The organism is Pseudoalteromonas sp. P1-16-1b (assembly GCF_001401785.1).
In the GTDB taxonomy this organism is placed as follows: Bacteria; Pseudomonadota; Gammaproteobacteria; order Enterobacterales; family Alteromonadaceae; genus Pseudoalteromonas; species Pseudoalteromonas undina.
On sequence record NZ_LKGQ01000026.1, the window covers coordinates 16758 to 40697 of the forward strand.

Consider the following 23940-nt stretch of genomic DNA (forward strand, 5'->3'; position numbering starts at 1 on the left):
TGCACAGCAAGTATTTTCAAGTTATTTAGGCATGCGACCTTAGTCCTTTAAAATAGAAGTTTAGAATCCAGTTTATGAAGCATATCCGTAATTTTTCGATCATCGCCCACATTGACCATGGTAAATCGACCCTTTCTGACCGTTTGATCCAAGTTTGTGGTGGTTTAACCGACCGTGAAATGCAGAAGCAGGTTCTGGATTCAATGGATATTGAACGTGAGCGTGGCATTACCATCAAGGCGCAAAGTGTAACGTTAAACTACAAAGCAAACGATGGTGAAACCTACCAGCTCAACTTTATCGACACTCCAGGTCACGTTGACTTTACTTATGAAGTATCACGTTCATTAGCCGCGTGTGAAGGTGCATTGTTGGTTGTTGATGCTGGCCAAGGTGTTGAAGCACAAACATTGGCTAACTGTTATACCGCCATCGAAATGGACTTAGAAGTTATACCGGTTCTAAATAAAATTGATTTACCGCAAGCTGACCCATTACGTGTAGCCGAAGAAATTGAAGACATCATTGGTATTGATGCCCTTGATGCCGTGCAATGTAGTGCTAAAACAGGTGTGGGTATTGCCGAAGTACTTGAAATGATCGTTAAAGATGTACCGCCACCAGTTGGTGATAAAGACGAGCCATTACAAGCGCTAATTATCGATTCTTGGTTTGACCCGTACCAAGGCGTTGTATCGCTAGTGCGTATTAAGCATGGTGAACTTCGCGCGGGCGACAAAATTAAAATTATGTCGAATGAGCATATTCATACTGCAGATCATGTGGGTATTTTCACACCTAAACAAACTAATACCGGTATTTTACGTACAGGTGAAGTAGGGTTTGTTATTGCCGGTATTAAAGAAATACACGGTGCACCGGTGGGCGATACTATTACTCATCAAAAAAATGCGGCACCAGAACGCTTACCTGGTTTTCAAAAAATTAAACCACAAGTCTACGCGGGCATGTTCCCAATTGCGTCAGATGATTACGAGTCGTTCCGCGATGCACTTAACAAACTAAGCTTAAACGATGCGTCGTTATTCTTTGAACCAGAAAATTCAACCGCATTAGGGTTTGGTTTCCGTTGTGGCTTCTTAGGTATGCTGCACATGGAAATTATTCAAGAGCGTTTAGAGCGTGAATACAACATTGACTTAATAACCACAGCACCAACGGTTATTTATGAGGTAGTGACTAAAGAGGGCACTACACAAATTGATAATCCATCTGACTTACCAGCCGTAAACGATATTTTAGAAATACGTGAGCCAGTAGTAGAGGCTAACATTTTAGTACCGCAAGAGTACTTAGGTAGCGTAATCACTTTATGTGTTGATAAGCGCGGTATGCAAACTAAAATGAGCTACCATGGTAAGCAAGTTGCAGTAACGTATGAACTGCCAATGGCCGAAGTGGTAATGGACTTCTTTGATAAGCTAAAATCAACCAGTCGTGGTTTTGCGTCGCTTGATTATAACTTTAAGCACTTCCAAACCTCAGACATGGTACGTGTAGATATACTCATTAATGGCGAGCGTGTTGATGCCCTTGCTATTATTGTACACCGTGAAAGCGCGCAGTCTCGTGGTCGTCAGCTTGCTGATGCGTTAAAAGAGCTTATACCACGTCAAATGTTTGATATTGCGATTCAAGCAGCAATTGGTCAGCATGTAATCGCGCGTACAACCGTGAAGCAACTTCGTAAAAACGTAATCGCTAAGTGTTACGGCGGTGATGTAAGTCGTAAGAAAAAATTACTTCAAAAACAAAAAGATGGTAAAAAGCGAATGAAGCAACTTGGTAACGTTGAAGTGCCTCAAGAAGCGTTCTTAGCCATTTTAAAAGTTGGTAAATAAAAAATAAAGGGATAATAAATGGCTGGCTACTTTTCAGTTTTATTGGTGTTATTAACCTTAGGCTCAGGCTTAATATGGTTAATAGATCACTTAATGTTTGCCCCTAAAAGGCAAGAGCGTTTGGCAATTGCACAAACTTCTGCCGGTGGCCAACTTGACGAAGAAACAGCAGCATTGATTGCGCCTGAGCCAGTCATTACTGAAACAGCAAAGTCGATTTTTCCGATGATTGCTGCTATCACTATTTTTAGATCGTTTATTTTTGAGCCGTTTCAGATCCCATCGGGTTCAATGATGCCAACCTTATTAGTAGGCGATTTTATTTTAGTGCAAAAGTATTCTTATGGAATTAAAGACCCTGTATGGCGCAGCCAGTTAGTGGATGTGAGCGAACCAGAGCGTGGCGATATTGTTGTTTTTAAATACCCATTAGATGAGAGAGTTGATTATATTAAACGCGCTATAGGCTTACCTGGCGATAAAATTGTTTATCGCGACAAGCGTTTATATATTCAACCAAAATGTGAAGAGGGTGACGTTAAAAAAGGCGCGCTTCTTTGCAACGAATTCAATAAAATTGATTTTAAATTAATTAATGATGATGAATTTATGCAAGGCCCAATGGCTTTAGCGCGTTTAAATGAAGATTTAACGACCTCTAGCCATGATATTTTAATCAACCCAAAATCGCCTGAACGTAAAGGGCGTTACTACCAGCAATTGGGCACTCCTGCAGATGAATGGGTGGTGCCTGCTGATCATTACTTTATGATGGGTGACAATCGCGATAACAGCCAAGATAGTCGCTTTTGGGGCTTTGTACCAAAAGAAAACTTGGTGGGTAAAGCTGTCTTTATATGGATGAGTTTTGAATTTGATAATGGCCCAGATGACATTTTACCAGGATGGGTTCCAACTGGTGTTCGTTTTGAACGCCTAGGTAATATTCAGTAACAATGAAAAAAAATGTAACAGAGTTATACAAAAGAATTGGCTACACATTTGCTGATCAAGGCCTACTTGAGCAAGCAATGACGCACCGCAGCCACAAAGGTCAACACAACGAGCGACTCGAATTTTTGGGCGACTCGATTTTGAGTTTTGTAATTGCCAATGCCTTGTACGCTAAATTTCCTAAAGCACGTGAAGGCGATTTAAGCCGCATGCGTTCGACTTTAGTTCGCGGCCAGACGTTAGCTGAATTTGGTCTTGAGTTTGAGCTAGGTGATTACCTGCGTTTAGGCCCTGGCGAGCTAAAAAGTGGCGGGTTTAGACGCGAGTCGACCCTAGCAGATGCAGTGGAAGCTATAATTGGCGCTGTATTTTTAGATTCAGACATTGATCGTTGCGGCGAGCTTATTTTAGCGTGGTATGAATCACGTTTAGATGCTATTTCACCAGGGCTTAACCAAAAAGATCCTAAGACCCTGCTGCAAGAGTATTTGCAAGCTCGTAAGCTATCATTACCTGGTTATACTGTAGTAGACACTAAAGGTCAGGCACACAATCAAACATTCACGGTTGAATGTATCGTTGATGGAATGGATAGCATTATTTCTGTTGGCAGCTCAAGGCGTAAAGCCGAACAAAAAGCGGCCGAAAAAGCATTGAAGATACTTAAAAATGAATCTTGATACCTTAATACAGCCTCATGAAGGCGAAATAGACACATTTTGTGGCATGGTTGCGATTGTTGGCCGTCCTAATGTGGGTAAATCAACCTTGCTTAATGAAATTATTGAGCAAAAAGTTAGTATTACCTCACGTAAGCCACAAACCACGCGCCATCGTATTATGGGTATTCATACTGAGGGTAAACACCAAGCGGTTTATGTAGATACCCCAGGTCTGCATGTTGAAGAAAAGCGCGCTATTAACCGTTTAATGAACCGCGCAGCGTCGAGCTCAATTGGCGATGTTGAACTGATTATTTTTGTTGTTGAAGGCACCCATTGGAATGCCGATGACGAGATGGTACTAAACAAAGTGAGCCAAAGCGGCAAGCCGGTATTGTTAGTTATTAACAAAATTGACCAAGTGAAAGATCGCGATCTTGTACTGCCACACATGAAATTTTTAGGCGATAAGTTTGATTTTATAGGCATTATGCCTGTATCTGCGACTCAAGGTAAAAACATTGACCTGATCAAAGAAGAAGTGACTAAACGTTTACCGCCGTGCGAATTTTATTTTCCGGATGACTACGTTACTGACCGCTCAATGCGCTTTATGGCTGCTGAAGTGATCCGTGAAAAGCTTATGCGCTTTATGGGTGAGGAACTACCTTACTCAGTGACTGTGGAAATAGAGCAGTTTAAATGGCAAGAAAACGGTGTTTGGCACATCAATGGCCTTATTTTAGTTGAGCGTGAAACGCAAAAACGTATGGTTATCGGTAACAAAGGCGAAAAGCTAAAAGTGATCGGCCGTGAAGCGCGTAAAGACCTAGAAGAAATGCTTGAAAATAAAGTATTTTTAGAACTATGGGTTAAAGTAAAATCGGGCTGGGCTGACGATGAACGTGCCTTAAGAAGCTTAGGCTACGGTGAAGATTAATAAGTATCGAATAGCCTAATATGGACAGCGACTTTTACAAAGCCTATTTATTACATCGACGTCCCTATAGTGACTCGCAAGTAATGTTAGATATGCTGGTAGAAGGCGTTGGCCAGCTTAGAATGCTCGCACGAGTTAGTGGCCGCCAGGCCACTAAACATAAAGCCCAATTGCAACCATTTCAATCCTTACTCGTCCATTACAATGGCAAATACGATTTAAAATATATTAATAAATTTGAGCTCTACGGCAACCCGTTATTTCTAACTGGTGATAAGCTTTATTGTGGCTTTTATTTAAATGAGCTAACTAATCGCATTGTGCCGATTAATGAGCCCATTGATCAAGTTTTTCAACTTTATAAAACACACCTAGAAAACCTTAATAGCGGTACTGACATGCAAGCGGTACTGCGCTCTTATGAATTTCAATTGTTAGAGTTACTAGGATATGGAGTTGATTTTAGTTTTGATGCGGACGGTGAGCCAATTGACGATACACAAACGTATAGCTACTTTGCAGAAGTAGGGTTTTCGGTGCAACATGACACGCGTTCTGGATTTACCGGTTCACAACTTAATGCCATAGCAAATCATGACTTTAGCCAAGCGGATGTGTTATATATGGCAAAGCAATTAAGCCGTTATTTATTAAAGCCATTATTGGGCAATAAGCCATTAAAAAGTCGTGAGTTATTTATTAGCTCTCAATAAACAAATTTCACAGGTACAAACATGAAAGATATTCTTCTAGGCGTGAATGTAGATCATATTGCAACGCTTCGCCAAGCTCGAGGTACTTCTTACCCAGATCCAGCCCATGCAGCCAGTGTTGCAGAGCATGCCGGTGCTGATGGTATTACGATTCATTTACGCGAAGACCGCAGACACATTCAAGACCGCGATGTGTATGTGATGGCTAAAACCATTCAAACACGTATGAACCTTGAAACCGCAGTAACCGATGAAATGATTGCGATTGCACTTGAGGTTAAACCTGAATATGTATGCTTAGTACCTGAAAAACGTGAAGAGCTTACTACCGAAGGCGGCTTAGATGTAGCGGGTAATATTGATAAAATAGCCGCAGCGACTAAAACTCTAACGCAAGCCGGTATTAAAGTGTCACTCTTTATAGATGCTGATAAAGCGCAGTTAGACGCGGCAAAAGCCTGTGGTGCGCCTTATGTTGAAATTCATACTGGGGCGTATGCTGATGCCACCAACGATGAAGATACAGCAAAAGAGCTTGAACACATCCGCCAAGGCGTTAAGTATGCAGCGAGTATTGGCTTAATTGTTAATGCCGGCCATGGTTTGCATTATCACAACGTGAAGCCAATTGCAGCGATGCCAGAGATTTACGAGCTTAATATTGGTCACGCTATTATTGCCCGTGCAGCGATTGATGGTTTAGATAAAGCAGTGCGTGATATGAAACGCTTAATGCTTGAAGCTCGCGCTTAGAATCATAAATAACAATAGACAAGACGAGCTATAGCTCGTCTTGTCTATTGTTGTTATCAATGTTGGCATCAACAAGTAAGTTTTCCAGCTCGTCTTGAAGTTCAAACAGTTCGGGCTCTATATTATCAAGTACGCACTCATTTTTAAGTGATGTTTCGATCGTTTCAGCTAAGGTTTTAAGTTTTGGTACACCTGTATAGCAACACGCTCCATGAAATTTATGGATCACACTGAGTACTTGAGGGCAGTCATTGCTGACTATTGCTTGATTTAATAAGTTTAGGGTTTCAGGCACGCTTAATAACAACATGTTAAGCATTTCATTGGCTAATTCAGGCTTACCGCCTGCACGTTGCAGCGCCAACGTCCAATCAAGCCGAGTGCTATCAAAAGGCGCTGTGCTATGTTCAAATGTGCTTTTTGACTTATCACGGCTTACAGGTAATTGCGGACTATGATCGCAAATAATTTGATTGAGCATATCTTCGTCAATTGGCTTAGTCAAATAGCCTTCAAAGCCATCTTTTAATAATTGTTCTTTTTCACTATTAAGTGCATGCGCAGTTACGGCAATAATAGGTGTATCTTCATTTAAAGATGACTCTTTAATGAGTTTACAGGCTGTAATGCCATCCATTATCGGCATTTGAATATCCATAAAAATCACATCATATTTATGACTTTTACTTAAGCTGTAAGCTTGTGAACCATTATGGGCAGTATCAATCAATTCCACCTGTTCGTTGAGTAGGGTGTAAATTAATTTTAAATTAGCGTCGTTATCATCTACCACTAATACTTTTAATGGCAGTAGAGTTTGTTCATGCTGGTCTATGTTATGCGCCGGGTGATCAAGTCGATATGGTGCGGCTAATAACTCACATAATTTACGATGGTTGAGCGGTTTACTTAAACAGGCATCTGCACCGCTGCCTATAAAGGCTTCACGCATATTGTGTGATACAGTATTAAGCATTAAATATAAATAATCGGTTGATTCCCTAACCGCTTTTACATAGCTTTTTAAGCGCTGCATATCATCAACCGATGCCATGTGACCAATAAGGCATATATCAAAATTAATCTCTGATTTCTCGATACACTCTAAAAATTCACTTTCGCTATGACATCGAGTGACGCTAATTTTCCACTCTTGTAATAATGAAACAACGGCATGATGGGTATGCTTATGTGGCTCTAGGTAAAGCACACGTTTACCAATTAATGACTGGGTAGGCAAATCGTTGATAAATACATGATTTGGTAATCTAAATACGCCATTAAAAGTAAAGCATGTGCCACTACCTGGAGCTGAATTTAAGGTAATACGGCCATTCATTGCTTCAACAATATGTTTAGTAATAATAAGCCCTAAGCCAGTGCCACCAAATTTACGGGTTATACTGGAGTCGGCTTGGCCAAAGGCGGTAAATAACGCGTCTTGTTTATCGGCAGGAATACCCACCCCGGTGTCAGCCACCGACACTAAAATGGAAGTACGCTCCTCATCCAACAAACGATGGCTAATATCGACTTTAATGGCGCCTTTTTCAGTAAATTTTATAGCGTTACTTAATAGGTTAATAAGTACTTGTTTAAATCGAGTGGGGTCGCCGGTTAAGTGATCGGGCACCTGAGGGTTTATATAAATAGAGAGCTCAAGTTGTTTGTCGTGAGCGCTAGGTGCCAGTAATGTCATCACTTCGTTTACGCTATCGCGTAATTGAAATTGAATCGATTCAAGCTCCATAGCACCCGCTTCTAATTTGGAGAAGTCTAATATATCGCTAATAATGGTCAGTAAGCTGTTTGCTGAAAGCTCAATGGTATCAAGGTAATCTTTTTGGTTTTTATTTAGCGGTGTTTTATAAAGCTGGCGAGTAAAGCCAATAACCCCATTAAGTGGTGTGCGCAATTCATGACTCATTTTTGCTAAAAAGTCAGACTTAACGCGGTTAGCATCTTGGGCTTCTTTTTTAGCCATAGTGAGCTGTATATTTTGTGTTTCGTATTGCTCAAGCGTTTCGCGGTAATCACTAGTTGCTTGATCAATATTTTTTTGCATTTCGTCTTTTTGCATCACCATAGAGTGGGATATGGTATTGAGTCCTTCACGCAATAGTTCAAACTCACCATTCATGGGCTCAGTTAACCCTGTTTGTCTTTTCCCTTCAATCAACCTGTCGGTAGCAAGTACTAACTTATTTAGCGGTGTCATAAACATACGGCTAAGTTTTAGTGCTAAAATAGCTGCTAATACTAAGGCAAGAATAATAATAATACCGCTGACTAATAATGCGCGTTGCTGACCAATAACAGCTTTGTCGCGATTAAGTTGGATCACTACGGTACCTAATGTGGTCTGAAACTCAGAGGTATTCCAATCGCTATTAGGTGTTGTGTGATTAATAATAGGGGTAAAAAAAGTCACTAACTCTTCAGTTTGCTGAACATGTGTGGCTTTAAAACTGTCTATTTGTGTTTGCTCAATTAAGGTATCGAACGAGCGATGATAGTTACTAGTTATAATAAGTTGGTTGTTATCATTAAAAATAGCAATTGATTTAATCGCCGGTGAGTGTTTGTTATGTGTATAACGAATCACGCGATTAAGTAGTTTTTTATTTTTTTCCAGTAAAGGTTGTTCAAGAGCAATCGCTAAAGGCTCAGAAATTGTTGTGCCTTGTTGATATAAAATTTCATCAAGCTCAATGTAACGATTTATTGTAAAATAACCACCTAGTAATAGCCCAATGATCACTGTGGGGATCAGGGTGAGTGTTAAAACAGAATCGCGCAAGCCTAGTTTGGTCATAATCTGAGCATTATTATCATTTTTATTAAATGTGAGTATATACATACTCATAGCTATTCTCAAAGTAGAGACGTAATTCATCAACCTTTAAGGTAATGCCTCATGGCACAAATATTTAAAGCAAAGAAAAAACCACTACAACAGCAATCGCTAGAACTCGATATTACAGCAATGGATCACCATGGCCGTGGTATTGCTAAGTACAATAATAAAGTGTGTTTTGTTAGTGGAGCATTACCTGGGGAGCGAGTAAAAGCTAAGTTAGTTGATGATAAAGCACGTTACAGCCAAGCTGATACGCTTAAAATAATTAAAACCAGTGAATATCGCACAGCGCCTATTTGTGAACACTACAGCCAATGCGGTGGTTGCCAGCTACAGCATTTAGATACCACACAACAGGTAATTGAAAAGCAAGCTGCGGTGAATCAATTATTTGCCAAGTTTGCAAAATTAACCGATTTAAACTGGCAAGCCCCGCTGCAAAGCCAAGCAACTCATTATCGACGCAGTGCTCGAATTGCTGTTATGTTCGACAAGGCTGCAAAAAAAATGCGGGTAGGCTACAGAGCACGTGGCTCTAAAAGCATTGTTAGCATTAATCAGTGCCCAGTTTTAAGTGATGTATTTGCCGATGTATTTAATGTATTTGATAAAGTCATTAATCAAAACAAGACGCTACACAGTATTAGTCACTTACAATTATGTGCCGCTGATGAACAATCTTTTATTGTTATCCGCCATACCAAAGCGATTTCACCTCATGATAAGGCGTTTGTTGAGCAAAGTGTGGCAGCTCATAATTGGCAGTTAGTGTGGCAAAGTGACAGTGATACTATTGAACATTCACATTTAGCTATGCCATTTTATAAACTTGAACAGTTAAATATAACGTTTGAGTTTGGGCTCAGTAACTTTATTCAGGTTAACGCGAGTGTAAATCAAGCGATGCTGATCCAAGCTGCAAACTGGTTAGCACTTCAAGGCGATGAAAATGTTCTGGATTTATTTTGTGGTATTGGTAACTTCTCTTTAGTGTTAGCCAAACAAGCTAAAACAGTAACAGGAATTGAGGGCGTAACTTCGGCGGTTGCATTAGCAACACAAAATGCGCACACTAACTCTATTACTAATACCCAGTTTCATTGTTTTGATTTAACCACGAGCATTAAAAAAGCGCCGTGGTTTAATAAAGAATTAGATGTTTTAGTACTCGACCCCTCACGCACTGGTGCGATGGCAGTTTTAGAACAGCTTCCATTAACGCAGTTTAAAGCGATTTTATACGTTTCTTGCGACCCTGTTACTTTAGCCCGTGACAGCGCTATTATTTCGCAAGCCGGCTTTGAGCTGAACAAGATAGGGCTAATGAATATGTTTCCTCACACGGGGCATATCGAAACTATGGCGTTATTTCAACGGAGGTAAAGCGCATTATGGTAGCGACACGTCAATCTCATCAACATGATAAAGCGGGTGACTTTTTTTCACGCGTAGAATCTCTCGATTTGTCTCAAGAAAAAATCAGCTTACTCAACAAAGCGCAGCAGCTTTGCCAAACGTGCGATAACAGCGAGCGACAAAATACCGCTATAGAAATGGTGGAGATTTTAGTTGAGTTAAATTTAGATGCTGACTCTTTAGCCACAGCCTATTTAACCCCTTATTATTTAAATGATGTAGTGAGCATTGATGCGGTAGAAGAGCATTTAGGCAATCATGTTGCAGTGCTGCTTACAGGTGTGTCACAAATGGCTACCATAAGTACCTTAGCTCATCAAGGCAACGGCACTGTGCAAGTCGATAATATTCGCCGGATGCTGCTTGCTATGGTGGAAGATGTGCGCGCTGTGGTGATTAAATTAGCCGAACAGGTTTGCCATTTACGCAATGTCAAAGATGCCGCAGAAGAAGAGCGAGTAGTTGCCGCCAAAGAGACCGCTGATATATTTGCACCGCTTGCCAATCGTCTTGGTATTGGTCAATTAAAATGGGAGCTTGAGGATTTAGCTTTTCGTTATTTGCACCCCGATATTTATAAAAACATTGCCAAGCAGCTCGATGATAAGCGCCTTGCCCGTGAAGCGTATATGGTTGATATGGTTGAACAGGTCAAACAACGCCTCCATGAAGCGGGTATTAAAGCTGAGGTGTACGGCAGGCCAAAACATATCTACAGCATTTATAAAAAAATGGCGAAAAAGAACTACGAGTTTGATCAGCTATTTGATATACGCGCCATGCGAATTGTGGTTGAACGATTACAAGACTGCTACGGTGCTCTAGGTATAGTGCACACTAATTGGCGTCATTTAAATAAAGAGTTTGACGATTACGTTGCGACCCCAAAACAAAATGGCTATCAATCTATTCATACGGTTGTGTTTGGTCCTGAGGGTAAAACCGTTGAAATTCAAATACGAACACACGACATGCATCAAGATGCAGAGCTGGGTGTCGCCGCGCATTGGATGTACAAAGAAGGCGCATTACCAGGGCGTGGTTCAGGCTATGAGCAAAAAATTAGCTGGTTGCGTAAATTACTGCAATGGCAAGAAGAAGTGGTTGATGGCAGCGATTTAGCACAAGAGCTTAAAAACCAAGTGGTTGAAGATCGTGTGTATGTGTTTACCCCTCGAGGCGATATTTTTGACTTACCACTGGGGGCAACGCCTCTTGATTTTGCTTACTACATTCACTCCAATGTAGGGCATCGATGTATTGGCGCAAAAATATTTGGCAAAATAGTGCCATTTACTCATCAGTTAAGCACTGGTGACCAAGTTGAAATACTAACCCAAAAGCAGCCAAACCCAAGCCGTGATTGGTTAAACCCGTCGCTGGGATATATTAAATCGTCTCGCGCAAGGGCCAAAATCCACCATTGGTTTAAACAGCTCGACCGCGATAAAAATTTAAGTGCGGGTAAAGAAATCCTTGATAACGAATTACAAAAATTAGAGCTAACTTATAAAGATTTAGATCCTGCTATAAAGCGTTTTAATTTTAGAGAACTTGATGACTTAATGGTCGCCATTGGCGCAGGCGATATTCGTCTTAACCAAATGCTTAACTTTATTACCGACAGAACAGAGCATGAGCCGGTAATTCGTTTCAAATCGCCTAGTAAAGTGACTGGTGACAAAAACGGTATTGTGGTGGATGGGGTCGGTAGTTTAATGAGCCATGTTGCTCGTTGTTGCCGCCCAGTACCTGGGGATGAAATTATTGGGTATATTACTCAAGGACGCGGTATTGCGGTGCACCGAGAGGATTGTGATTCGTTTAGTAATTTAAAAAACAAGCACCCCGAGCGTGTTATTTCAGTGAGTTGGTCAGACGATATTAGTAGCTCTTATGCCTTAACTATTCGCATTGAAGCCAGCGATCGTTCTGGGCTAATTCGTGACATCAGTTCTGCACTTGCCAATGAAAAAGTTAATGTGCTCAATATGAACGTAAACACGGTTGATAGCACTCAAACTGCTATTTTTGTGATGCAAATTGAAGTGCATGACTTACAAGGCACAAACAAAGTGCTGTCTAAGCTACATCAGATCGAAGGGGTACACAGTGCAAAACGAGGGCAGTAATCAGGCTAACAATGAGGCTTTAAGCCAACTGCTGGAAATAATGCAAACACTGAGAAACCCTGAGGGCGGATGCCCTTGGGATCTCAAGCAAACGTTTGCGTCAATCGTACCTCACACTCTTGAAGAAGCCTATGAAGTGGCTGATTGTATTGAGCGCGACGATTTAAGTGAACTTAAAGGTGAACTAGGTGATCTGTTATTTCAAATCGTGTTTTATGCGCAACTAGCGCAAGAGCAACAATTATTTGATTTTAATGATGTAGTGGCTCAATTAAATGAGAAGCTGATACGTCGTCATCCACATGTATTTTCATCGCAAGACACCCCCACAACTGATGCCGAATTAGCCGCGCAATGGCAAGCAATAAAAGCACAAGAGCGTGCTACTAAATCCCAAGATGAAAGCTCAACACTTTGGCAAGATATACCAAACAGTTTACCTAGCTTAACAAAAGCTAAAAAAATTCAACAACGTGTAGCCGCTTTAGGCTTTGATTGGCCTACTTATCATGGCGCTATAGATAAAGTGAGTGAAGAGGTTGAGGAAGTGAAAGAAGCCTTAGCTCATAACCCGTACTCAGCGCATACAGCAGAAGAGCTAGGTGATTTGTTGTTTGCTACCGTGAATGTAGCGCGCCATGTTAAACGTGATCCAGAACAATTGCTTCGCAGTGCCAACGATAAGTTTTCTGCACGATTTGAAAAGGTGCAGAATTACTTAATTGCCCAGGGTAAATGTATTGAGTCAGCGTCTTTAGAGGAAATGGATGCGGCATGGGATGCAATAAAAAAATTAAATAAATAGGGACATAAAAAATGTCTGTTTTTTGTGCATAGATTTGCTATTTATAGCTGGATTGCTTAGCTATGTTTTGGTACAATTTCGCCCCGTCTTGTTTATATTCCAAAATCACTTGTTTGGGTATTATATTCCTTTTAATTCCTGATATTCTAGGGTTCGCATGAGTACAAAATTTATCTTCGTTACTGGCGGAGTTGTTTCTTCGTTGGGTAAAGGTATTGCAGCAGCATCATTGGCCGCTATTTTAGAAGCCCGTGGCTTAGATGTTACCATTCTAAAGCTGGATCCTTACATCAACGTTGACCCAGGCACAATGAGCCCAATTCAACACGGTGAAGTATACGTTACCGAAGACGGCGCAGAAACGGACCTTGATTTAGGTCACTACGAACGTTTTATTCGCACCAAAATGACCAGCCGTAATAACTTTACGCAAGGGCGTGTATATGAAGATGTACTACGTCGTGAAAGACGTGGTGAATATCTTGGCGCAACTATTCAGGTTATTCCTCATATTACCAATGACATTAAGCAACGTGTTTATGATGGCGCAGAAGGCCATGATATAGCAATCGTTGAAATTGGTGGTACGGTAGGCGATATTGAATCACAACCATTTATCGAAGCAATTCGTCAAATGGGTACAGAAATTGGTCGCGAACGCGCACTTTTTATTCACTTAACCTTAGTGCCATTCTTAGGCCCTGCCGGTGAAGTGAAAACAAAACCAACTCAGCATTCAGTTAAAGAGTTACGCTCGGTAGGTATTCAACCAGATATTCTTATTTGTCGCTCAGACCGTAAGCTGCCAAATAACGAGCGTGCAAAAATTGCATTGTTCACAAACGTTGAAGAAAAAGCAGTTATTTCACTGCCTGATGTAGACAGTATTTATAAAATCCCTGCGTTATTAAAATCGCAAGAGTTAGATAACTTTGTATGTCGTCGTTTTCATTTAGACGCGCCTGAAGCTGATTTAGCTGAGTGGGAACAAGTATTGTATCAAGAGTCTAACCCAACGGGTGAAGTGACAATTGGTATGGTAGGTAAATACATTGAATTACCAGATGCATACAAATCAGTAAACGAAGCATTAAAACATGCTGGATTAAAAAATCGTTTAACTATTAATATCCAATACGTTGATTCACAAGACTTAGAAACCAAAGGAACGGATGTTCTTTCTCGCTTAGATGCTATTTTAGTGCCAGGTGGTTTTGGTGGTCGTGGTGTTGAAGGTAAGATTTTAGCGGCAAAATATGCTCGTGAAAACAAAGTGCCTTACTTAGGTATTTGTTTAGGTATGCAGGTTGCGCTTATTGAATACGCACGAAATGTTGCCGGTTTAGTTGATGCAAACTCAACTGAATTTAACGCAAATTCAGAGTCGCCAGTGGTTGGTTTAATCACTGAGTGGTTAGATGCCGAAGGTAATGTTGAATTACGTGACGAAAAGTCTGATTTAGGTGGCACTATGCGTTTAGGCGCACAAAAATGTCATTTAACACCAGGCTCTAAAGTACATGATGTGTATGGTAGCGACGAAATTGTTGAACGTCATCGTCACCGTTATGAAGTTAACAACAACTTTGTAGCACAACTTGAGCAAGCTGGTTTAAGCTTTACAGGTTTATCTGAAGATAAAAAACTAGTAGAGATTATTGAGAATAAAGATCACCCTTGGTTTATTGCAGCGCAATTCCACCCGGAATTCACTTCAACACCACGTGATGGTCACCCGCTATTTGAAGGGTTTGTAGCTGCGGCTCATACCTATCAAAAAGCGTCTTCGTAATATAAAAAGGCTGTGCATGATGCGCGGCCTTTTTTGTTTCTAAGGCTAGCCAAACTCAGGTTAGCCGCACTCACCATTTTGGGAATATAGAGGAATCAAGATGTCAGAAATCGTAAAAGTAATCGGTCGTGAAATTATGGACTCGCGTGGTAACCCAACTGTTGAAGCTGAGGTATATTTAGCTGATGGTTCATGGGGCCGTGCTGCTGCACCTTCAGGTGCATCTACAGGAACTCGCGAAGCATTAGAATTACGTGATGGTGATAAAGCGCGTTACTTAGGTAAAGGCGTATTAAAAGCGGTTGGCTTCATTAATAATGAAATTGCAGAAGCGCTAAAAGGTCAAAACGCACTTGCTCAAAGTGATGTAGACCAAGTAATGCTTGATTTAGATGGTACTGAAAACAAAGAAAAACTAGGTGCTAATGCTATTTTAGCGGTTTCACTTGCTAACGCAAAAGCGGCTGCACAATCTAAAAAAGTAGAGCTTTACGAGCACATTGCTGACTTAAATGGCACGCCAGGTGTTTACTCTATGCCACTACCAATGATGAACATCATCAACGGCGGTGAGCACGCTGATAACTCAGTAGATATTCAAGAATTTATGGTTCAGCCAGTAGGTGCTACTAACTTCCGTGAAGCATTGCGTATGGGTGCTGAAGTATTTCATAGCCTAGCTAAGGTACTTAAAGCAGATGGACATTCAACAGCTGTTGGTGACGAAGGTGGTTTTGCACCAAACCTTGCATCAAACGAAGCTGCGCTTGCAGCTATTAAAGTGGCTGTTGCAAATGCCGGTTATGAGCTTGGTAAAGATATTACCCTTGCACTTGATTGTGCGGCCTCTGAGTTTTATAACAAAGAAGCAAATATCTATGACCTTAAAGGTGAAGGTAAGCAATTTACATCTGAAGAGTTTAACCACTTCTTAAAAGATTTAACTGAGCAATACCCAATTGTATCAATTGAAGATGGTTTAGATGAGTCTGATTGGGATGGCTTTGCACACCAAACCAAACTAATGGGCGATAAAGTTCAATTAGTGGGTGATGATTTATTCGTAACCAATACTAAGATTTTAAAACGCGGTATTGATAACGGTATTGCCAATTCAATCTTAATTAAATTTAACCAAATTGGTTCATTAACAGAGACGTTAGCTGCAATCAAAATGGCAAAAGATGCAGGTTTTACAGTGGTTATTTCTCACCGCTCTGGTGAAACTGAAGATGCAACTATTGCTGATTTAGCAGTAGGTACTGCTGCAGGTCAAATTAAAACGGGTTCATTAAGCCGTTCAGATCGTGTTGCTAAGTACAACCAATTGCTACGTATTGAAGAGCAATTAGGCGCTAAAGCACCGTACAATGGTTTAAAAGAAGTTAAAGGTCAGTAATTCTCTAATCAGAATCTGATATTTAAGATTATAAAAATCCTCGCTTATGCGGGGATTTTTTGTAAAAAATAGCATAAAAGGGACAAAGAAACGGGCTACGAGCATCGAGCTACGGGCGTTAAGCAAGCAGTGCGAATATCTAGGTTAAACAAGCCTAACGTTAGTTACTTTTCATCAATTAAAGCTGAAATTGCTTTTTTAAAATATCACCCGTAAAACTGGTTTTTAAGTAAAAGCCACGTGGCAGAGTTTTTATAATTTGTCCGTTTGGGCCTATTGCATCGGTAACAATATGGCTATTGGCTGCTTTTGGTCGTATTTGCATTACATCCCCTAAATGACCTGAAATTTCATCAACTCTACCAAGGGCTATAAGCTCCATTTGTTCTTCCCAGTCTCGCTGCAATTGTGCATCTTGCGCGGGGGAAGGTTGCCACAAAAAGCCACTGCCTATGGTTCTATCAAAAGGAGCGATATCGCGCTCACTTAAAATAGGTAACCATAAAACATGATTCAACTTTTTACGTACGCTACTTGTGTGCCACGTCATGCCAGTTACATTCATTAGTGGGGTGACCGACACAAAGGTGGTTTCTAGCGGTTTACCTTTATATGAAATAGGCAATGTTTTAAGCTCTATGCCTAAATCTTCAAAGTCGGGGAGCGGTTTTGAACCAGCGGTTGCGCCTAATACATACTCAATCAGTTGACCTGTCCAGCCTTTTTCACGCAATAAATCATCTGGCGTTTTAAAGTGGTACTGCTGTGCTAGTTGTCCAAGTGTGAGCCCTGCAATATTATTGACACGTTGCATTAGTTGATTAATTGAATGAGGCTTTAAAGGTTGCATACTGTTAATTTAGTTGAATAAATACCAACGCCATGATAGCAAATTAGCTTGATAGTGGATATCTTTAGTGGTTGGTTGATTTTTATACGTGCCGTGGTTGGTGCAATTTTATGCACTGCTTTAAAACGCTAAAATTAACTAAGTAACTGAACTACATTGTTTTTTTTGTTTTTGGTGTTCAGTTTTAATTAAGGTCTATAATTGTTGTAAGGATAAATACAGATGTATAAACATGTTTATCCACAGATTCTGTGGAGAACATCACTTTTTTGATCTTGTATTGTGGATTTGTTTGGTAAATGAGCGTGTTTTACAAAAGTTATGCACAAGCTGTGAGTAACCAGCACAAACAGTGTGGTTTTTATGTATTTACGTATGGCAGTGTAGCTTGTTATTCACATGCAATGGATTTCGCCATTAATTTGCTTTAAGTGAAGGTGTTAACGAGGCTTGCACGTAATAGTATTTGCCGTATTGCAGCTAATGTGGAACAATCATAAAAAATCGACTTACAAATGAGGCACTAAGGTGATTGATGCCGAAGGTTTTCGTGCCAATGTCGGAATTGTAATTTGCAATAATCAGGGGCAAGTGTTTTGGGCCAGACGCTATGGTCAACATTCTTGGCAATTTCCCCAAGGTGGTGTTGATGATGGTGAAACACCAGAACAAACTATGTACCGTGAATTACACGAAGAAGTAGGTTTGCGACCAGAAGATGTAGAAATAGTTGCAAGCTCAAAACATTGGTTACGCTATAAATTACCCAAACGATTAATCCGCCGAGATTCAAGTCCGGTGTGTATTGGGCAAAAACAAAAATGGTTTTTACTAAAACTGCGCTGTAAAGATGAAGATGTTAACTTACTGAAAACCCATCATCCGGAATTTGATGATTGGCGATGGGTAAGTTATTGGTATCCGGTTAGACAGGTTGTGTCGTTTAAACGGGACGTTTATCGACGTGTTATGAAAGAGTTTGCTCCCTTTGCTATGCCCTTTAATAAGCGAGAGCAACAAAAAGATCACTGGCGAAATAAAAGGTAGTTTTACATAAAAAGGAGCAGTGTATGCTGGCAACACTCAGAGCGATAGCTGAGTCTGTTTCGCAACAAGCGAATTTAGACGACGCGTTAGTGTGCTTTGTGAAAATGGTAAAAGATGCCATGAATACCCAGTGCTGCTCCATTTATTTTGCAGATTACAGCCAAGATAATTTTGTACTGATGGCTACCGAAGGGTTAAACCCTGATGCGGTGGGCAAATTTAGAATTGGCTTTACCGAGGGTTTAGTTGGACTTGTTGCTCAGCGTGAAGAAGCAATTAACATTGCCTTTGCCAAGTCGCATCCTCGTTTTAAACTCTCCCCAGAAGTTAACGAAGAAGGCTATAACGCCTTTTTGTCTGTGCCTGTTGTTCATCAAAAAAAAGTGTTAGGTGTTATTGTTGTTCAACAGAAAATGGCGCGGGTATTTTCTCAAGATGAGGAGTCGTTTTTAATTACGCTTTCTGCGCAGTTAGCTTCGCAATTAGCCCACGCTGAAATAAAAGAAGTATTACGCCAAGACGAGTCGTCTCATCAAACATCGGTATTAAAAGGGGTTTCTAGCGCGCCTGGTATAAGTATTGGTAAAGCTTTTGTTGTTATTCCTAAGCTTAATTTTAAGTCTATAGAACTTACTAAAAATAACGATGTTATTGAACAGCGTCGTTTATTCACCCAAGCAGTTGCTGCTACGCGCAAAGAATTTAGCACCTTATCGATGACGTTAAGTGACAGCATACCGCAAGAGGCGCTGGCTGTATTTGATGTATATCAGCAATTACTAGATGCTAAAAGTTTAGGTCATAATGTAGAGACACAATTACAAGAAGGGTGGTGTGCAAAAAGTGCATTAAAAATTGTGATTGAACGTTTAGTTGCACAGTTCAACGAAATGCAAGACCCTTACATTAAAGAGCGTGCGGTTGATGTTAAAGACATTGGCTTACGAGTGCTGCATCACTTAGTGAATACCGAACACGCAATAAAAGACTACCCTGAAAACACCATTTTAATAGCGCACACACTAACGCCAGCTATGTTAGCAGAGGTGCCCAATGAGCGTTTAGCGGGGGTTGTGAGTATTAATGGTTCAGCCAATAGCCATGCCTCTATTTTAACCCGTGCTATGGGCGTGCCTGCGATTTGGGGTATTGAAGATTTACCGCTATTGCAGTTTGATAGTAAAGAAATGATTTTAGATGCTTTTGCTGGGCGTTTATATATTTCGCCTTCGCAAATGCTTATTGATGAGTATACCGAATTACAACACCAAGATAACTTACTCAATAATCGGTTTTTAGAAGAACAAGCACTGCCTTCAATCACGTTAGACGGTGAGCATATTAGTTTATTACTTAATGCAGGGCTTGAGCTTAATACCCAACAAAATAGTGCCCATATTTGTGATGGTGTTGGCCTTTACAGAACCGAAGCATGGTTTATGCAAAAGGGACAGTTTCCATCGCAACAAGAACAAGAAAAGTGGTACCGAGAAGTACTAAGTAGCTATTACCCTAACCCCGTTGTTATGCGAACGTTAGATATAGGTGGCGACAAAGTTTTAGATTATTTTAACATTACCGAAGAAAACCCGTTTTTAGGATGGCGAGGTATTAGAATTAGCTTAGATCATCCTGAGCTTTTTTTAGATCAACTCAAAGCGATGCTAAAAGCGAATATTGGCTTAGGTAATTTAAAAATAATGCTGCCGATGATCAGTGGCACTGATGAAGTTGAAGAGTCACTGGCATTGTTTAACCAAGCTTATTATGAGTTAAGTGAAGCATTTCCTGAGCAACTAATAGAAAGGCCCGATATTGGTATTATGCTTGAGGTACCTTCAAGTGTATTTATGCTGCCAGAGTGGTCTAGAAAAGTCGATTTTTGTTCAGTGGGTAGTAACGACTTAACTCAGTATTTATTAGCCGTAGACAGAGCAAATGCACGCGTAGCCGATTTATTTAACCCCTACCATCCAGCCGTGTTGCGTGTATTAAATAATATTGCCAGCGAGTGTGAGCACTATGAATTGCCCTTTAGTTTATGTGGGGAGCTTGGTGGCGACCCCGAGGGCGCAATATTACTGATTGCTATGGGTTATAGGCGTTTAAGCATGAACTTATCGTCACTAAACAAAGTGAAGTGGGTGCTAAGGCGCTTAAATGTAAGCGACATGGAACAATTACTGAGCGAATGTTTGGCACAGCCCAACGCTAAACAAGTACTGCGGTTAACTCGTAGTTTTATGATAGAGCATCAGCTAGGTAATTTATTTTATACACCAAAATGATAGAACTGTAATTGTTTATATAATCAATTAAAATATACTTATAATTAAATGTATTAGAGATAACTATGTATGAACTAGGACTTCTAGTTGCAAGTTGTGCGCTGTTAGGCTGCATTGTTGGTTTTTTAGCAGGGTTACTAGGCATAGGCGGTGGTTTAATCATTGTGCCAGTGCTAAGTAGTTTGCTACTTAGTTTTGACGTTGCCGCTGCTGATCATGTGTTAGTTATCGCCATTGCAACATCTTTAGCCTCTATTTTATTTACTTCTACCTCTTCAGCGTTGGCTCATCATAAAAATGATAATGTGCCTTGGGAAATTGCTCCTTGGGTTATGTCGGGCGTGGCCATTGGTGCATTGGTAAGTGGCTTTGCTGCCAGCTTTATCCCTGAGAAAATGTTAAAAACGGTGTTTGCCGTCAGTGTAGTTTTTATTGCAATGAGAATGGTACTTTCTGCTCGTAATAAAGTGAGCGCAGAACACCCTTTGCCCGCAGGCCCCGTGCTAGCTAGTGTTAGTTCGGTAATGGGGGCTTTGTCTGGATTAATTGGCATTGGTGGCGGTGCATTACTTGTGCCTATGTTGCATTATTTTTCGGTTGATATTAAAAAGGCAATTGGTTGCGCTGCTGCATGTGGTATTGTAATTGCCTTTTTTGGGTCTATCGGTTACATCAGCGCTGGGTGGCATGTAACGGACTTAGCGCATGGTTTTATGGGGTTTGTATATTTACCTGCTTTATTTGGGATTGTTGTTACCTCATGGTTTATAGCGCCTATTGGGGCTAAGGCAACACATTACTTACCTGTGAATACAATTAAGAAAGTTTTCGCGATGTTACTGGTTTTCATCGCTATTAAAATGGTTTTTAGCTAAAGGTTTATTTTTATGGCACTGGAGTTTCCTCAAATTGATCCAATAATATTTTCTGTTGGACCACTTAGCGTTCGTTGGTATGGGTTAATGTACTTAATTGGTTTTGCGTTTGCGATGTGGTTTGCTAATCGTCAAGCTAAAAAACCAGGGTCGGGTTGGACTAAAGACGAAGTCAGTGATTTACTCTTTTACGGCATGCTGGGCGTTATATTAGGTGGTCGTGTTGGATATGTTCTGTTTTATCAATTTAGTTATTTTATCGAAAACCCCTTATATTTATTTAGAATCGATCAGGGTGGTATGTCGTTTCATGGCGGCACACTTGGGGTGATCACTGCGATTGCTATTTTTGCTTACAAGCGTAAAAAGTCCTTATTGCAAGTCGGTGACTTTGTAGCGCCTTTAGTGCCAGTTGGTTTACTTGCCGGGCGTATAGGTAACTTTATTAACGGCGAATTATGGGGCCGCACTACCGATGTTCCATGGGCAATGGTATTTCCAACTGGAGGCCCGCTTGCACGCCACCCATCACAACTTTACGAAGCTTTTTTTGAAGGTCTAGTATTGTTTGTCATATTATTGTGGTTTATTAAGCGTCCTCGTCCTGCGGGAAGTGTGTCAGGTTTGTTTTTACTGGGTTACGGCGTATTTAGGTTTGGTATTGAGTATTTTCGCCAACCCGATGCGCAATTGGGGTTATTTGCCGACTTCATTTCAATGGGGCAAATTCTATCGTTACCTATGATCATTGGCGGGTTAGGCTTACTTATTTGGGCCTATAAACAACCACAATCGCAAACAGCGGCAAAAGTTTAAAAGAAGAAGTTAGATGAAACAATATTTAGAATTATGTCAGCGCATTGTTGACCAAGGACAATGGGTTGAAAATAAACGTACCGGTACACGTTGTTTAACGGTTATAAACGCTGATTTAGAATACGATGTGGCGAATAATCAGTTCCCTATGATCACCACTCGAAAGAGCTATTACAAAGCGGCTATTGCTGAATTGTTAGGTTATTTAAGAGGCTATGACAGTGCTGAGCAGTTTCGTAGTATAGGCTGTAAAACCTGGGATGCTAACGCCAATGAAAATAGTGCCTGGCTCAATAATCCTAACCGTAAAGGTGAGGATGATATGGGGCGCGTTTATGGCGTTCAAGGACGTGGCTGGCAACGCCCTGATGGTTCAACACTGGATCAACTGGCAAAGGTCATTAATAATTTAAAAAATGGCATAGATGATCGCGGCGAAATTATTACATTTTACAACCCTGGTGAATTTGAACTTGGTTGCTTGCGCCCATGTATGCACACACATACCTTTTCATTATTGGGCGACACCCTGTATTTAACCTCATATCAACGCAGTTGTGATGTTCCATTGGGGCTTAATTTTAATCAAATTCAATGTTTTGTATTGCTTGCATTAGTTGCCCAAATTACCGGCCATAAAGCGGGTAAGGCATATCATAAAATTACCAATGCTCATATTTATGAAAACCAGCTCGATTTAATGCGAGATGTGCAGTTAAAACGTGAGCCATTTGCTTCTCCCCAATTAAAAATCAACCCAGAGATTAAATCACTCGAAGATATAGAAACATGGGTAACACGTGATGACTTTGAGGTGGTTGGCTATCAATGCCATGAAGCGATTCAGTACCCATTTTCAGTTTAAAAAATAAGGAGAGCATAATGAAAGCAGTGATCCCTGTAGCGGGCCTTGGAACACGTATGTTACCGGCCACTAAAGCAATTCCAAAAGAAATGCTGCCAGTTGTAGACCGTCCACTAATTCAATACGTTGTTAGCGAAGCCGTTGCCGCTGGCATTAAAGAGATAGTGTTAGTAACGCATTCGAGTAAAAACTCAATTGAAAACCATTTCGATACTAGCTTTGAATTAGAGGCTACGTTAGAGAAACGTGTAAAGCGGCAATTACTTGCCGAAATACAGTCTATTTGCCCTAACGACGTGACGATTATTCATGTGCGCCAAGGTGAGGCAAAAGGGTTAGGTCACGCTATTAACTGTGCTGCCCCTATTATAGGGGATGAACCTTTTGTGGTTATTTTACCCGACGTTATTATCGATGAAGTGGAAAGTGATTTAACAAAAGATAATTTAGCGGAAATGATCACTCGCTTTGAGCAAAGCAAACACAGTCAAATTATGGTTGAACCAGTTCCTAAAGATGACGTAGATAAATTTGGTGTTGTTGATTTAGGTGATGTTGAGTTAAACCAAGGTGAAAGCTCACCCATTAAGAGTATGGTAGAAAAGCCACCCGTTGACGAGGCACCTTCAAACCTTGCTGTGGTTGGTCGTTACGTGTTGAGTAAAAATATTTGGCCATTATTAGCTAAAACACCACAAGGTGCTGGTGATGAGATTCAGCTAACAGATGCAATTGCGATGCTTATGCAAAACGAAAAAGTAGACGCTTATGCTATCAAAGGCCGAAGCCATGATTGTGGTAGTAAAATTGGTTATTTGAAGGCGACGATTGAATTTGCCTTACGCCGCGATGAATTTGCTGATGAGCTTAAGACCTTTATTAAAACGTTAATCTAATCAGTTCTTTATTTA

At 40.6% G+C, this 23940-nt stretch carries 19 protein-coding genes; 17 read left to right on the top strand and 2 right to left on the bottom strand.

Annotation, left to right across the window (positions count from 1 at the left end; translation table 11 throughout):
• Positions 1-74: 74 nt before the first annotated feature.
• From lepA to pdxJ, 6 genes are read left to right on the top strand one after another with little or no spacing between them, the layout of a single operon-like run.
• Positions 75-1862, top strand: coding sequence for a translation elongation factor 4 (gene lepA, locus AN392_RS15670; protein WP_010387797.1), 1788 nt, complete (start codon positions 75-77; stop codon positions 1860-1862).
• A gap of 18 nt (positions 1863-1880) precedes the next feature.
• Positions 1881-2816 carry a signal peptidase I gene (lepB, locus tag AN392_RS15675; RefSeq protein WP_054201762.1) on the top strand — a complete coding sequence of 312 codons (936 nt, stop codon included), beginning with the start codon at positions 1881-1883 and terminating at the stop codon, positions 2814-2816.
• A gap of 2 nt (positions 2817-2818) precedes the next feature.
• A complete protein-coding gene (gene rnc / locus AN392_RS15680) occupies positions 2819-3496 on the top strand; it encodes a ribonuclease III (RefSeq protein ID WP_008466504.1) in 678 nt (225 codons plus the stop codon).
• Positions 3486-4418, top strand: coding sequence for a GTPase Era (gene era, locus AN392_RS15685; RefSeq protein ID WP_010387801.1), 933 nt, complete (start codon positions 3486-3488; stop codon positions 4416-4418). The genes rnc and era overlap by 11 nt, the downstream gene beginning before the upstream one ends.
• A 20-nt stretch (positions 4419-4438) precedes the next feature.
• On the top strand, positions 4439-5131 hold the full coding sequence (gene recO / locus AN392_RS15690) for a DNA repair protein RecO (protein WP_055013221.1): 693 nt from the start codon (positions 4439-4441) through the stop codon (positions 5129-5131).
• A gap of 21 nt (positions 5132-5152) precedes the next feature.
• Positions 5153-5884 carry a pyridoxine 5'-phosphate synthase gene (gene pdxJ / locus AN392_RS15695; protein ID WP_010387803.1) on the top strand — a complete coding sequence of 244 codons (732 nt, stop codon included), beginning with the start codon at positions 5153-5155 and terminating at the stop codon, positions 5882-5884.
• A gap of 28 nt (positions 5885-5912) precedes the next feature.
• On the opposite strand, the gene barA is transcribed toward pdxJ, so the two are convergent.
• Entirely contained in the window at positions 5913-8699 is a 2787-nt protein-coding gene (barA, locus tag AN392_RS15700) for a two-component sensor histidine kinase BarA (protein WP_200908290.1), read from the bottom strand.
• A gap of 102 nt (positions 8700-8801) precedes the next feature.
• Between barA and rlmD the strand changes: the two genes are divergently transcribed.
• The 5 genes from rlmD (at position 8802) to eno (ending at position 16288) form a co-directional block, all read left to right on the top strand.
• Positions 8802-10127 carry a 23S rRNA (uracil(1939)-C(5))-methyltransferase RlmD gene (gene rlmD, locus AN392_RS15705; protein ID WP_054201757.1) on the top strand — a complete coding sequence of 442 codons (1326 nt, stop codon included), beginning with the start codon at positions 8802-8804 and terminating at the stop codon, positions 10125-10127.
• Between the two features lie 8 nt (positions 10128-10135).
• A complete protein-coding gene (relA, locus tag AN392_RS15710) occupies positions 10136-12292 on the top strand; it encodes a GTP diphosphokinase (RefSeq protein ID WP_010387807.1) in 2157 nt (718 codons plus the stop codon).
• The gene (gene mazG / locus AN392_RS15715) at positions 12273-13097 is read left to right on the top strand and encodes a nucleoside triphosphate pyrophosphohydrolase (protein WP_055013223.1); all 825 of its coding nucleotides are present in this window, start codon (positions 12273-12275) and stop codon (positions 13095-13097) included. The genes relA and mazG overlap by 20 nt, the downstream gene beginning before the upstream one ends.
• A gap of 157 nt (positions 13098-13254) precedes the next feature.
• A complete protein-coding gene (locus tag AN392_RS15720; protein ID WP_055013224.1) occupies positions 13255-14889 on the top strand; it encodes a CTP synthase in 1635 nt (544 codons plus the stop codon).
• Positions 14890-14989: 100 nt separating this feature from the next.
• The gene (eno, locus tag AN392_RS15725) at positions 14990-16288 is read left to right on the top strand and encodes a phosphopyruvate hydratase (protein ID WP_008111781.1); all 1299 of its coding nucleotides are present in this window, start codon (positions 14990-14992) and stop codon (positions 16286-16288) included.
• Between the two features lie 178 nt (positions 16289-16466).
• On the opposite strand, the gene mutH is transcribed toward eno, so the two are convergent.
• Entirely contained in the window at positions 16467-17138 is a 672-nt protein-coding gene (gene mutH / locus AN392_RS15730) for a DNA mismatch repair endonuclease MutH (protein ID WP_055013225.1), read from the bottom strand.
• A gap of 528 nt (positions 17139-17666) precedes the next feature.
• On the opposite strand from mutH, the gene rppH reads away from it, so the two are divergent.
• From rppH to galU, 6 genes are all read left to right on the top strand, one after another.
• Positions 17667-18185 (top strand): RNA pyrophosphohydrolase, encoded by a 519-nt coding sequence (gene rppH, locus AN392_RS15735; protein ID WP_008111786.1) that lies wholly within the window; start codon positions 17667-17669, stop codon positions 18183-18185.
• Positions 18186-18208: 23 nt separating this feature from the next.
• Complete coding sequence (gene ptsP / locus AN392_RS15740) at positions 18209-20473, top strand: phosphoenolpyruvate--protein phosphotransferase (RefSeq protein WP_055013226.1); 2265 nt, start codon at positions 18209-18211, stop codon at positions 20471-20473.
• Between the two features lie 65 nt (positions 20474-20538).
• Positions 20539-21348: a sulfite exporter TauE/SafE family protein gene (locus tag AN392_RS15745; RefSeq protein ID WP_055013227.1), complete on the top strand. Its 810-nt coding sequence runs from the start codon at positions 20539-20541 to the stop codon at positions 21346-21348.
• Between the two features lie 12 nt (positions 21349-21360).
• On the top strand, positions 21361-22164 hold the full coding sequence (lgt, locus tag AN392_RS15750; protein WP_055013228.1) for a prolipoprotein diacylglyceryl transferase: 804 nt from the start codon (positions 21361-21363) through the stop codon (positions 22162-22164).
• Positions 22165-22177: 13 nt separating this feature from the next.
• Entirely contained in the window at positions 22178-23029 is an 852-nt protein-coding gene (locus AN392_RS15755; RefSeq protein WP_010387816.1) for a thymidylate synthase, read from the top strand.
• Between the two features lie 17 nt (positions 23030-23046).
• Positions 23047-23925: a UTP--glucose-1-phosphate uridylyltransferase GalU gene (gene galU / locus AN392_RS15760; RefSeq protein WP_010387817.1), complete on the top strand. Its 879-nt coding sequence runs from the start codon at positions 23047-23049 to the stop codon at positions 23923-23925.
• Positions 23926-23940 lie beyond the last annotated feature (15 nt).